This window comes from Entomomonas asaccharolytica (assembly GCF_016653615.1).
Classification (GTDB): Bacteria; Pseudomonadota; Gammaproteobacteria; order Pseudomonadales; family Pseudomonadaceae; genus Entomomonas; species Entomomonas asaccharolytica.
In genome coordinates, this window is the sequence record NZ_CP067393.1 from 2,904,962 (window position 1) to 2,918,404 (window position 13,443).

Here is a 13,443-nt window from a genome sequence, read left to right on the forward strand (position 1 = left end):
AGGAGTATCCCCATGAGCCTTACAGAACTGGAAAGCCATATATCTTTTGGTGGTGAACAAAAAAGATTTAAACATGCTTCATTGACATTAAATTGTGAAATGAATTTTTCTATATACTTACCACCGCAATATAAAACTCAGGCTTTACCCGTTCTTTATTGGCTCTCTGGGCTTACTTGTACGGATGAAAACTTTACCACTAAAGCGGGCGCTCAGGCTTATGCAGCAGAATTAGGGCTTATCTTAGTTATGCCAGACACAAGTCCGCGCGGTGAGCAGATTGCTAATGATGATGCCTATGATTTAGGACAAGGGGCTGGTTTTTACATAAATGCGACAGAGCAGCCTTGGCAGAAAAACTATCAAATGTTTGACTACATCAGTGTTGAACTTATTGATTTAATTGATAACAATTTTAACACTAATGGTAAACAATCCATTGCAGGTCATTCAATGGGAGGACACGGTGCCTTAATGTTGGCACTACGTCATCCTGATCTTTATTACTCTGCATCTGCTTTTGCACCTATTGTAAACCCTAGCCAAGTACCTTGGGGGCAAAAAGCATTTAGGCATTATCTAGGTAATGATCCGCAAGCATGGCAAACTTATGATAGCTGTTTTTTACTTGAACATTATCAAGCCGAACCTTTCCCTATTTTAATCGACCAAGGAACTGCTGATAACTTTATGCCTGAGCAGCTACAACCTGAAGCTTTAGAAAAAATTGCTAAAAATCGAAATTGGCCCTTAACGCTAAGACTACAGCAAGGATATGACCATAGCTATTACTTTATTGCTAGTTTTATTGAAAACCACTTAGCATTCCATAAGCAATATCTTAGCTAAGATACTTACCTTTCACTTAACAGTAGTTTTACATTACTACTAGCTAAAATGTTATTACTCATTGATAGAGTAATAACATTTTGTATACCTTTGATATATAGAAAACTAACTAAAAGCCGTTAATTTAACTGGCAGTAAGCAATCTATTTACATTGGAATTTTGTATATTTTTCCACGCAATAAGAACCCCTCACTAATTCAAGGAGTTAACTCCTTGAATTAGTATCTATCATACCAATTTCCTCTACTTAAAATATTAAGTAATACCCTACTCAACTCAAGATAGTTAGAAAAATTCTATTAAATTGAAGTCTTCATGGTTAATAATACTAAACACTTTTAAGTAAACATCCATAATACAAAATTGGTTTTTAATCATCAGTATACGATGATAATTTAATTTGACTAATCTTTACTATCAAAAAACATTTTACACTTCAAAACTAACAACCTCCCTTTTTATCTAACTTTAATACTAATTATCTTTTAGTTTTAAAGCCGCTTTATAAAGCTTAACTAATTGCTGCTCGCTAGCAGCATATACAAAATCAACAAGGAAATGTCTGATATCATCTGTTACAGAGACCTCTTTATTTCCTCCACCCATATCAGGGAAAAGATCCTGAATAGGTACTTTTAATGCAACAGATAACCTATATAGGGTATCCATTGCAGGATAATAGTCGCCTTTTTCTATACGCCCAAGAGACTTGGGGTCGATACCTATTTTTTCAGATAACGACTCTTGAGAAAGTAACTTTAACTTTCTTATACGACGTATTTGCTGGCCGACATCTAATACGTTAACCATTTAAATAAGCCCAGTTTTTTTTAAATTAGGAAATCATTGGTATCCTCTTGCCAAACCTTTCCTCTATCCTCCTTTAACTAAATCAAAATAATTTTGATTGATTTTATAAATCTGAATGGATGATTTGAATAAAATACCCATTACTAAAAATAACTACTGTTTTATGTACGTCCAAGTGATTTAAAATTATTACTTGTATTTTTAATAACAGTTCATAAACAATATTTTTAATTTATCGACATAATTATTGACTGATAAATCCGATTTTCTTAAGCATTCAATTAATAGAATTAGTCTTTTTAATTATGGAACTTTATCGCCGCCATAAAAAACCATTTGTAAAGTATCTTTTTTTAAAATAAAGTTACCTTATAAGTGTATATTTTTTAACGAGCCTAACTAAACTACAAAGTACAGCAATTGATGCCTGCATTTTACCTGTTCAAATCTTAATTTGATAACCATCTCTTTGTATAATAAAGCTAAATATACTTGTTTTTATTCTAAGCAACTAACTTTTTTTAAAATCATCCAATTCTCTGTGCTGTAAAAGAATCGTTATCTTCATCACAAAATACATTTAATAAATGTTTTTTTCATAAAAAAAGTTACTTTGTACATGTGATTTTTAAAAAACTATGCTAAAGTCTTACAAAAGCTAAACTAATCATATTTGTCATAGTAGTTTATTTAGAGCTGTAGCTACTAATATAGAAGGGTAATACGGTCGGGCATCAACGGCCATAAGTGTTGTTATGAAATTAAAAACGCCTAACAATACATATTAAGAAGGATTTCAACATGGATAGATATCATATAAAAGCACTACTTGCATGTTCATTAATCACTTGTTCTACAATTAGCTATGCAGACGATTCTGAGATATTTTTTAGTAAGGATCTATCTGCCACTAAACCTAATATTATTTTCCTTTTAGATATTTCAGGCTCTATGGCTGGCAATAGATTAGAGATGCTGAAAGAGTCGATGGAAAGTATATTGACCAGTAAAGATGTCAAAGATGTCCGTGTAGGTATAATGAGTTTTGCTACATCTTTTTATCAAAATCATAAAGTTGTTGATATTGACGAGGTTGTCCCATCAAAAGATGTTGCAATCAGAACCCCATCTTCGGCTAACCCAGGTTATACCCTTTTAACTCAACCTATTATGAATGGCTATGATAACCTCTATCAACCAACAAATACTACGACATCGCCAACACAATGGGGGCTTAAAAACTCCTTCACGGGGGGAACAGTCTTAAGTGCATCAGCTATTATAAATAATAGTATACTTGGTTATCGTTTTAATAATATTTTAATTAAAAACGCAACTACTGCTGGTATTGCTCCAACTGTTGCAATTAAAAAAGCTGAAATTAAATTCTATAAATCGATTTCTTCTCTAGCACTCAATGTATCTATCTCAATGGATCCGGAAATCGATGCGCCACCATTTAGGACATTTGCAAACTATTTGGGAAAACGTAAAGCCGCAGCTGACACACCAATAACTTGTACCACTAGTACTGGTCTTTATGTTTCATGTGATGTAACCGATTTGGTTAGGAAAAAAATTAGCGACCCAGCATGGCAAGATGGCAATGCCATTGCCTTTTATTTCTCCTCTTATAGTACAAGTGTTACTAAGTATCTTAATGCAACAACTTCGCCAGATTTTCGAGCAAATCAGGCTACATTGTTAGAAATTGAAGTAGACAACTCATTGGTTGCAGACAATCGTAAAACTTATCGAGATGAGTTGTTATATACATCCTTTTCACTTTTTACGACAGGTTCTACAGCAATTGTTGGCTCTATGCTTAATGTTGCGAAATATGTAAGCAATGTCAATAAGTCTTATAGCACAAGCACTAAAGGCCCTTATCACGATAAAACTTGGGGAGAGAGCCCTTTACAAGAAGGATGTCAACTAACCCACCTAGTACTAATGACAGATGGTGCTGCAAACATATCTGCCAGTACTAACGTAGGCTGGTATATGACTGGAGCGAGTAATTCTTGCCCAGTATTTAATGATAGTGAAGGAAGTACATCAAATGAACCTAGTGGTACAAGTAGCTACGAAAAATGTGGTAGAGCGCTAGCCTCTTGGATGGCTAGACAAAGCCAATCTGATTTTGAAGGTGGCAATTTTATTAGAACCCATGCTATTGGTTTTACATTATCTCCAACTAGTGTTGCTCAAAAGTTTGTTGATGACCTGGCAGCATATGGTATGGGTAAGTCATACAATGCTAGTAATGCAGTAGAATTAGCAGACGCCTTCAAAGATATTGTGGCTGGCGCATTACTTGTAGATAGCCCTAGTGCTAGTGGGCAAGTAACTCTTAGTCCTGAAACTAAGTATATACAGCGTAATGAAGTATATTACGCACTTTATAAATCTGAAAACTATGATTACTGGCCTGGTAATATGAAAAGTTTTCAAATGAAGTATATCGAAACCACATTAACTAATGGAGAACTAGGACAACGTGCTGTTCTCTATGATAGCAAAGATGTCTCAGCCCTGAATGCTGATGGCACTATCAAAAATACTGCTTCAAGCCGCTGGTCTACAGCAGATGGAGGAAATGTAACTCAAGGTGGTGTTGTAGCTCAGCTAAAATCCCCTGCATTGAGGAATGTATTTACCATATCAGGAAATGCTGTTGAAGATCTAAAAGCCTCTGCCAGTTTAACTAATGCAGATTTGAACCTATCAGGCGATAATCAAGATAATGTCCGTATGGGATTATTAGATTTCATTCGTGGTTATGAGTATAAGGCAGGGGGTGGTACTGTTGAAAATATTAAAAAAATAGGTGATTCAGCTAAGAGCGGTGTAACTCTAGCTAGTTATAGCTGCGCCTCTGGAGAAGATATAATAGAATGTGATTTTGCTGACTTAAACCAAGTTGCATTATTAGCAGGTAATGATGGTTTTATTAGAGGATTTGATGTGACCTCAGGGCAAGCTTTATTTGAATATATGCCTAAAGAAATGCTACCCATCATCCAACATCTAGAAGCAAGAAAAACGCTATCAATTAATGAAGTTAGAAATTATGGTATGGATGGTAATATTGTTGTTTACCATGATGATAAAAATCTTGATGGCTTTATTAATAATGGTGAGGATGCCTTTGCTTATGTAGTATCAGGACGTGGTGGCCCTTACTTATATGCGCTTGATATTACAAATAAGAATGCACCTAAACTAGCTTGGATGATTACCAATAAAACCAATGGTTTCTCCAAATTAGGCGACACATGGTCTGCACCTGTAGTTGGTAAAATAGACATAGATGGAACAGTGACCCCAGTACTTATCTTTGGTGGCGGTTATGACAGATCACAAGATGAAAATCCACTTCGTCATACTGATACTGTTGGTAATGCCTTGTATATTGTTCATGCGAAAACGGGTGCTCTTATTTGGTCTACATCGACAAACATGAATTATAGTATTCCAAGCCCTGTAGCAGTAGTTACAGAAACAGTTGATACAATAGACTTAATTAGTGATATCTTCTTTGGTGATATGGGTGGACAATTATGGCGCTTCAAAGTCAATAATGGTAGACCTGTTAGTACTTTAATAACTTCTGGTGGCGGAGACAATGGTATTGTTGCTAAATTTGCAGCTGACACATTAAAAGACTCTCGTAGATTGTATTACCCTCCTGTAATTAGTGGGTTTTCATCAGAAACGCTGAAAAATACCATATCGGTTAGTATTGGTTCTGGCTATAGAGCCCATCCATTATCAACAGATACAGAAGATAGAATCTATTCTCTACGTCTTCCAAAACTAGTTGATACACCAACAAGTGCAGTGATTACAGAAGATGATTTGGCTGTTACTTCATTAGATGGCCAAACATTAACAGGAGATCAAAATAAACTAAACAATGGTTTTGTTATTCGACTAGGCACAGCTACTAACTCAGCTGGAGAAAAAGTTGTTTCTGCCGCATATGCTGACTTTGGACGTATAGTATTTAATACCTATACTCCTACTAAAACAGTGACTAAAAACTGTGTTCCAGGTTCTGGTACACAGAGAACTTACAACTTTGACACATCAACAGGCATATCTTTACTAACAACTGCCTATTTAGAAACCAGTATTTCTACGTTGCCTCCTGATGTCGCTGCTTATTGTAATGGTAGTTTCTGTACCATCGCTCCTGGACTAGGAATGTTAGCTGAAGATAATCCTTTACCAAAAGGAAAAGATTCTAAGGATCCCTTTGTTACTGAGACTGGCCTTGATGGTAAGGGTAGACTATGGCAGAGAGTAAGTTGGACAGATAACTTTAGCCTCGACATTACACCTTAACTAGTTGATTTATAAAAGAAGCCCATTGCCTGAGTACTTCATCCTCACTACCAAAAAGTACTCAGGACTTTTTAATTAAACGCTTAGCTCACCAATTTTCTTAAAGCACTTTCAGTTAATCTATAAACTGTCCACTCATCTTGTGGTTTTGCGCCCAACGACTCATAGAACTCAATTGCAGGTGTATTCCAATCAAGCACACTCCATTCAAAACGACCACATCCCTCCTCTACAGCCATTTTAGCTAAATGTAGTAACAACAGTTTACCAACTCCTTTGCCTCTTTCACTTGCTGCTACATATAAATCTTCTAAATAGAGCCCTTTCTTGGCCAACCATGTTGAATAATTATAAAAATAAATAGCATAAGCAATAATTTTACCCTGCTCATTTTCACAAACAAATGCTTTAGCGGTTGAATCTTCAGAAAATAAAGATGACTTAATCGTTTCCTCTGTCGCTAACACTTCATGCTCTGCCTTTTCATAAATAGCTAACTCTGTTATTAGCGATAAAATAGTTGCTGCATCACTAGGCTTGGCATTCCTTATAATCAGTTCACTAGCCACATCAAATCACTCCTAATTTCTATGAAAAAATATTATTATAACAATAAAAATACATACTAAGCTGTTTTGACCTATTGTAGAATAGAGCAGTTAAAGTAACCTTCCTATAATCAAAATCTTTTTAATAACAACTGTATAGTTACCTATGATATGACTAATAACCCCCTTTATACATTTCCTGCTATTTATTTAGCTACTATCTTAATGCTAGCAGGCTCTGGTCTTTTTACTACCTATTTAGGGTTAAGGCTTACTTCAGAGGGTGTTAGTGAAATGCTCATTGGCAGCTTAACCACTGCTTTTTATGCAGGCTTGGTGGTAGGTGCTAAAATAGGGCACCGACTTATCGCTAGTTTTGGGCATATCCGTTCCTATGTTGCCTGTGCAGGTTTGGCAACGATAGCTACCTTAGCGTATGTATTAATTGAAAATATTGCCGTGTGGGTAGCATTACGTTTTGTTATTGGTATCGTAATGATGAACCAATATATGGTGTTAGAAAGTTGGCTTAATGAACAAGCTGAAGAAAACCAACGGGGTATTGCTTTTGCTGGCTATATGATTGCCACCGATCTAGGTCTAATGTTAGGGCAGGCTTATCTACATCAATTTCCTGCGTTAGATTTTAGACCGCTTATTATGATTGCCATGTTATTTGCAGCCTGTTTAATCCCCATCGCAATGACGCGCCGTGTTCACCCTGCAAAACTAACTGCTGCTCCATTAGAAATTAGTTTTTTCTGGCAGAAAGTGCCGCAAGCACTTATTATGATTTTTTTAGTAGGCATTATGGTAGGTTCTTTCTATGGTTTAGCTGCTGTTTATGCTAAAAAAAGCGGACTAGATACATCTAATGCCAGTTTGTTTGTAATGGTTTGCATTGGTGCAGGATTCTTAGCACAATGGCCTATTGGTTGGTTATCAGACCATTTTAATCGTGCCAAATTGATTCGTATTAATGCTGTACTTTTTGCAATTTCTACCATTCCGCTATGGGGTTTTATAGAACTTCCTACCCTATTAATGATGGCCTGTGGCTTTATTGGTGGTATCTTTTTATTCACCTTTTATCCATTAGCGATTGCTTTTGCTAATGATAATGTTGAGCAATCAAAACGTGTCGCGTTAAGCGCTCTGCTATTATCAGCTTATGGTATAGGGGCTAGCATAGGTCCCATTCTTATCGGCACTCTGATGGAATACTTTAAACCTAGCGCCTACTATATTGCTAGCTCTATTGCAGCATTACTTATAGCAATATGGGTGAAACCGAATAAAGTTAAATATGTGGAAGATGGCCCATTACAGCATGTTGTTGTAACAACCACCGTTTCTACAGTAGGTGCTACACTTGATCCACGTATTGATGAAATTCCAGAGGAGTTAATTGTTGAAGCACCTCCTACCATTGGTAGATCAGATGATATAATCAGTGAAGATGAGGAAACTACCGAAACAGATCAACATCCAACTCCACCCTCTGAGGTAAAATGATAAATAACACTTATGAGTTATAATTTAATAAGTGCCGCTGATCCTGATAGATTAGAAACATGGATAAAATATCGCAAAGGACTTTGTCAAAGTTGTATAGCAAGTTGTTGTCAACTTCCTGTTGAGGTTAAATTAGATGATTTGATTCGACTAGAAATAGTTGATGAATTTGAGCGAGAAGAACCGCTAAAAAATATTGCTAAGCATTTAAAAAAACAAGGAATTGTGGAACACTTCAATCATAAAAAGGAACTTTTTACGTTAAGCAGAATGGCGAATAATGACTGCTATTTTTTAGATAAAAAAACAAGGCTCTGTACGGTTTATGAAAAACGACCTAATACTTGCAGAAATCATCCACAAATAGGACCTAAAGCCAATTATTGCGCCTACCGCCCTAAACAATCTTAATAAATTATATGGTGTATTATGAAAGTTGTTATTGCTCCAGATTCATTTAAAGAATGCTTAGCAGCCAGTGATGTAGCCACAGCTATTGCTAAAGGTTGGAAAGATATTTTTCCTAATGATGAGGTAATTTGCCATCCAATGGCTGATGGTGGGGAAGGTTCTATCAATGCTATTTTACATGTTTTAAAAGGTAATTTCTGTATTGATGAGGTGAATGATCCATTAGGTCGCCCTATAAAAGCAAACTGGGCGTGGTTTCCGCAAAATAAAGTAGCCATTATAGAAATGGCAGAAGCCAGTGGCTTACAATGTCTAGCTCCAAACGAACGCAACCCAATGATAGCCTCTAGTTATGGTACTGGGCAACTAATTCTAAAAGCCCTTGATAAAGGTGCAAGAGTTATTATCCTTACCATAGGCGGTAGTGGTACGAACGATGCTGGTGCAGGTATGATGACAGCACTAGGCTTAAAATTATTAAATGCAAATGGCCAGCCTATCTCAATGGGTGGCGCGGCATTAAGCCAAGTAGCAACTATTGATGATACATTATTACACCCTAAAGTTACTCAAACAAAATTTATGGTCGCTTCTGATGTAAACAATCCGCTTTGTGGCAAAAAAGGTGCTTCTGTTATATTTGGACCACAAAAAGGAGCGTCAGAACAACAAGTCGCCCTCTTAGATGCTGCATTAGGCCATTTTGCTACAATATGTCAAAATAAATATTTCCGTGATGAGCGAAGTTTTGCAGGTGCAGGTGCTGCTGGTGGGCTTGGTTTTGCAGCAAAACTATTCTTAAATGCTGATTTTAAACCAGGTGTTGAATTGATAGCGCAAATCACCCAATTAGAGAAAAATATGCGAAATGCTGATTTGGTTATCACAGGCGAAGGTCAAATTGACAAACAATCAGTCATGGGTAAAACGCCTATAGGTGTTGCTAAACTGGCTAAAAAACAAAATATTCCTGTTATCGCTATCGCAGGAACACTGGGGAAAGAATATGAAGTTGTCTATCAAGAGGGAATTGATGCTGCCTTTAGCCTGATAGGTGCTCCCATGTCTTTAGCAGAGGCTAAATTTGAAGCTAATAATCTACTTATGAAACGCGCTAGTGATATTGCTCGACTCTGGCATACAGCAAGACAACTGTAATCTATGTCTGAAATATTTGATGCAAAAGCTTTTTTAAGCACCTGTAGTGTTCATCCTGGTGTCTATCGTATGTTCGATAGTCAGGATGATTTGCTTTATGTAGGAAAAGCAAAAAACTTAAAAAAACGCCTTATTAGTTATTTTCGAAAAACTGGCTTAGCACCAAAAACAGCAGCTTTAGTCAGTAAAATTGCTCGTATCGAAATCACTATTACAGCTAATGAAACTGAAGCATTATTGCTTGAACAAACGCTGATTAAAGAATATCGACCACCTTACAATATATTACTTAGAGACGATAAATCTTACCCTTATGTATTTCTATCTACCGAGGATGAATTTCCCAGATTTAGTATTCACCGTGGTAATAAAAGACAAAAAGGTCGTTATTTTGGCCCCTACCCTAGTGTTGGCGCCATACGGGAAAGTTTAAACTTATTACAAAAAACATTTAAAGTAAGACAATGTGAAAACAGCTATTTTAAAAATCGTACACGCCCTTGTTTGCAATATCAAATTAAACGTTGCAAAGCTCCCTGTGTCAACTTAGTAAGCCAGCAAGAATATAGTGAAGATGTAAGGCTTTCTACCTTATTTTTGGAAGGCCGCAATCAAGAGTTAACACAAGAACTCACTGAACGAATGGAACACGCTGCCAATAGTTTAAACTTTGAAATGGCGGCAGAGCTACGTGACCAAATATCACTTATACGACGCGTACAAGATCAGCAAAGTATGGAAGGTGGCACAGGTAACGTAGACATTATTGCAGCAACGGTTAATCCTGGTGGTGCTTGTGTTAGTTTAATGACTGTACGCAATGGACGTGTGTTAGGTAGCAAAAATTTCTTTCCTCAAGTTTCGATAGAAGAAGATACTCAAACAGTACTTTATGCTTTTATTAGTCAATATTATTTAGGTAATCCTGATCGTGATTTTCCAAATGAACTTATTGTTAATGCATTACATGATGATTTCCCGCTATTAATAGGGGCTATTGCCCAGAAAACAAACCATGAGTTAATCATTAGCCAACGTGTCAGAGGCACTAGAGCAAAATGGCAGCAATTAGCTATTACCAATGCTACACAAGCACTCACTGCACGTTTAACTAATCGTTTACATATGGCTGCTCGTTTTGAAGCACTAGCTGAATCATTACAACTAAGTGAAATACCTGAACGCTTGGAATGTTTTGATATTAGCCATTCTAGTGGTGAAGCTACGGTTGCTTCTTGTGTGGTATTTGGCCAAGAAGGCGCTATTAAATCTGATTATCGTCGTTTTAATATTGAAGGTATCACAGCAGGTGATGACTATGCTGCTATGCACCAAGCACTTACTAGACGCTTTAAACGTGCCAAAGAAGGCGAAGGCAAACTACCTGATATTTTATTAATCGATGGTGGTAAAGGCCAACTAAGTATGGCTCAACAAGTGATGCAGGAGTTACAACTCAATCTAACGCTACTGGGTGTTGCGAAAGGTGTTACCCGAAAACCGGGATTAGAAACGCTCTATTTAAACGATGCTGAGCATGAGTTTACTTTACCCACTCACTCCCCTGCACTTCATCTTATACAACAAATTAGAGATGAATCTCATCGCTTTGCTATTACAGGCCACCGTAATCGTCGTGATAAAGCACGTCGTACTTCTAAATTAGAAGGAATTGCAGGCATAGGCGCTAAGCGACGTAGAGACTTATTAAAGCACTTTGGCGGATTACAAGAGATTAGTCGAGCTAGTCTTGATGAAATCGCCAAAGTACCTGGTATTAGTCGTAAATTAGCAGAACAGATTTATGATGCCTTACATAGCCAATAACCTTAGCAGCTACGTCTTACTCTATAGCTGTTGATGTATAATTTTAGACGAGGCAAATGACTGAAGACAGTACAACTAGTACCACAAAGTCATTTAACGCAGTATAAAAATACAGAACAATAGCTATATAAAATCTATTCCTTTAAAAATACGCTTAGCATTTCCTCGTTCAATATGATGATGAAATAAACGCCGTTCTGCTTTATGCTCTCCTTCTATCAACTGCTTTTTCTTAGCTAATTTTTGGCTTATCAACAATAACGCCAAACGTTTATTAGCATGTTGGCTACGTTCACTTTGTACCTTAACCGTAATCCCTGTAGCTAGATGCGTGGCTCTTACCGCTGAATCGGTTTTATTAACATGCTGACCGCCTGCTCCTGATGCACGCATTGTTTCAAACTTGATTTCACCATCACTCGCCACATGTGGAGTATTAAAACAGGCGACACCAATAAACCAATTTTTACGACCATGATTAGGGCGATATGGGCTTTGACAAATCCACTGAATTGAGCCTACCCATTGCTCTGCAATAAACTGCTCTTGCTCACCGTCCAAAGTAACCAATACAGAACGTAATGTATTAGCATTGCGTCCTTTTTCCTGTTCGATAATAGTTAACTTAACCTTAGCTTGCTCTGCTTCTTTATGCAGCTTTTGTAATGCTTTAGCGACTGCTAAACAACATTCTTCAGGTCCTTGTGCAGAAGATAATTGAAGTAATAACATTAATTATCCTCCTTCTGCGTTTTGTATGTCAGTACTGGTTTAAAACGTGCAACTAATTTAATAAGCCCTGCACCTAGCATCGCTTCAATCACTGTATCAATTGATTTATAAGCTTGTGGTGCTTCCTCATAAAGTAATTCACGATTACAGCAAACCACTCGACTACCCAACTTCGTACGCGTTAATTGAGCAGCAGTATAACGCTTAGCTAACCGTCCTTTACATTCAGAACGCATCCATTTACGACCAGCGCCATGGGCTAATGACAGTAAACCCTTTTCTGTGTTAATTGGTTGTACTAGATAACTATAATCACCTCGAGAACCAGGGATAACAACTAACCCTTTATCCGCAGGTGCTGCTCCTTTACGATGTAACCAACCTTGTTTGCCTGCAATGGTTTCTGGTGTAACTAAGTTATGGCTAATATCTACTAGTTTACGACCATTACTTCGTAAACGCTTTAATATACGTCTAGCAATCAGCTCTCTATTTTCAGTAGCGAAACGTAATGCATAGTTATGTTGTGCTAAATAATCAGTTGCTTCAACAGTATTCTCTAACAAACCGTTATGATTAAAACGTTCTACATGAATACGTAAAATATTTCCACCCAACCCTCTAGAACCGCTATGTACCAGTAACTGCAAATTCCTTTTATCTAGCTGCAATACGGTAGTTTTAGTTTCATCATAAATAGTGTCTAATTGCTGTAGCTCTGCAAAATGATTACCTGCACCAATAGTGCCAGGGGCATTAGTGGATAAAGATTCAGCCACATTTAAAAGCTGTTGCTTTTCCTCACTCACCACTGGTGCATCAATACATCCTAACCGTTTCTCTAATTTATCTAAATTTAAACCTACTGTATTAATATTTGTTTGCCAAAGTGACATCCCACAACCAATATCGCCACCCACTAATGCGGGATAAAAACACCCCACTGAAAAGAAAGCAGCACCAATCGGATAACCACGACCTGCGTGTAAATCTGGCATACCAATAACCTTCAGCATACCTGTTAATTTTGCTGTTGTTTGTAATTGTTGGATTGCATTTCCTTCAATCCATGTATCGTCTGAGGCGACTAAACTAACACCTTCAGACAAAGTACGAATAAAATTGCCCATAGACCAATTCCATTAATTATATATTTAAAAATTTTAGGCAATAGCAAACTCTATTCTTTATCGAATAGCACTATTACTCGTTTGTAGAATTGGCAGGCCTAAACCAAGGCAA

General features: G+C 36.9%; 10 protein-coding genes. 6 read left to right on the forward strand and 4 right to left on the reverse strand.

Going from position 1 to position 13,443, the window contains the following annotated elements; translation table 11 throughout:
- Positions 1–6: 6 nt before the first annotated feature.
- A complete protein-coding gene (gene fghA, locus JHT90_RS13480) occupies positions 7–849 on the forward strand; it encodes an S-formylglutathione hydrolase (RefSeq protein WP_452124559.1) in 843 nt (280 codons plus the stop codon).
- Between the two features lie 475 nt (positions 850–1,324).
- On the opposite strand, the gene JHT90_RS13485 is transcribed toward fghA, so the two are convergent.
- Positions 1,325–1,660 carry a helix-turn-helix transcriptional regulator gene (locus JHT90_RS13485; RefSeq protein WP_201091900.1) on the reverse strand — a complete coding sequence of 112 codons (336 nt, stop codon included), beginning with the start codon at positions 1,658–1,660 and terminating at the stop codon, positions 1,325–1,327.
- A gap of 801 nt (positions 1,661–2,461) precedes the next feature.
- On the opposite strand from JHT90_RS13485, the gene JHT90_RS13490 reads away from it, so the two are divergent.
- Positions 2,462–6,010 (forward strand): hypothetical protein, encoded by a 3,549-nt coding sequence (locus tag JHT90_RS13490; RefSeq protein ID WP_201091901.1) that lies wholly within the window; start codon positions 2,462–2,464, stop codon positions 6,008–6,010.
- An 83-nt stretch (positions 6,011–6,093) separates the two neighbouring features.
- On the opposite strand, the gene JHT90_RS13495 is transcribed toward JHT90_RS13490, so the two are convergent.
- A complete protein-coding gene (locus JHT90_RS13495; protein WP_201091902.1) occupies positions 6,094–6,579 on the reverse strand; it encodes a GNAT family N-acetyltransferase in 486 nt (161 codons plus the stop codon).
- 150 nt (positions 6,580–6,729) lie between these two features.
- On the opposite strand from JHT90_RS13495, the gene JHT90_RS13500 reads away from it, so the two are divergent.
- From JHT90_RS13500 to uvrC, 4 genes are read left to right on the forward strand one after another with little or no spacing between them, the layout of a single operon-like run.
- Positions 6,730–8,073, forward strand: coding sequence for an MFS transporter (locus JHT90_RS13500; RefSeq protein ID WP_201091903.1), 1,344 nt, complete (start codon positions 6,730–6,732; stop codon positions 8,071–8,073).
- A gap of 12 nt (positions 8,074–8,085) precedes the next feature.
- The gene (locus tag JHT90_RS13505) at positions 8,086–8,484 is read left to right on the forward strand and encodes a YkgJ family cysteine cluster protein (RefSeq protein WP_201091905.1); all 399 of its coding nucleotides are present in this window, start codon (positions 8,086–8,088) and stop codon (positions 8,482–8,484) included.
- 18 nt (positions 8,485–8,502) lie between these two features.
- Positions 8,503–9,642: a glycerate kinase family protein gene (locus JHT90_RS13510; RefSeq protein WP_201091908.1), complete on the forward strand. Its 1,140-nt coding sequence runs from the start codon at positions 8,503–8,505 to the stop codon at positions 9,640–9,642.
- A gap of 3 nt (positions 9,643–9,645) precedes the next feature.
- Positions 9,646–11,469, forward strand: a complete 1,824-nt coding sequence (gene uvrC / locus JHT90_RS13515) for an excinuclease ABC subunit UvrC (RefSeq protein WP_201091909.1) — start codon at positions 9,646–9,648, stop codon at positions 11,467–11,469.
- 123 nt (positions 11,470–11,592) lie between these two features.
- On the opposite strand, the gene prfH is transcribed toward uvrC, so the two are convergent.
- Both prfH and JHT90_RS13525 read right to left on the reverse strand, forming a co-directional pair.
- Entirely contained in the window at positions 11,593–12,201 is a 609-nt protein-coding gene (prfH, locus tag JHT90_RS13520; protein WP_201091910.1) for a peptide chain release factor H, read from the reverse strand.
- A complete protein-coding gene (locus JHT90_RS13525) occupies positions 12,201–13,331 on the reverse strand; it encodes an RNA ligase RtcB family protein (protein WP_201091911.1) in 1,131 nt (376 codons plus the stop codon). Before JHT90_RS13525 ends, prfH begins: the two co-directional genes overlap by 1 nt.
- Between the last annotated feature and the right edge of the window lie 112 nt (positions 13,332–13,443).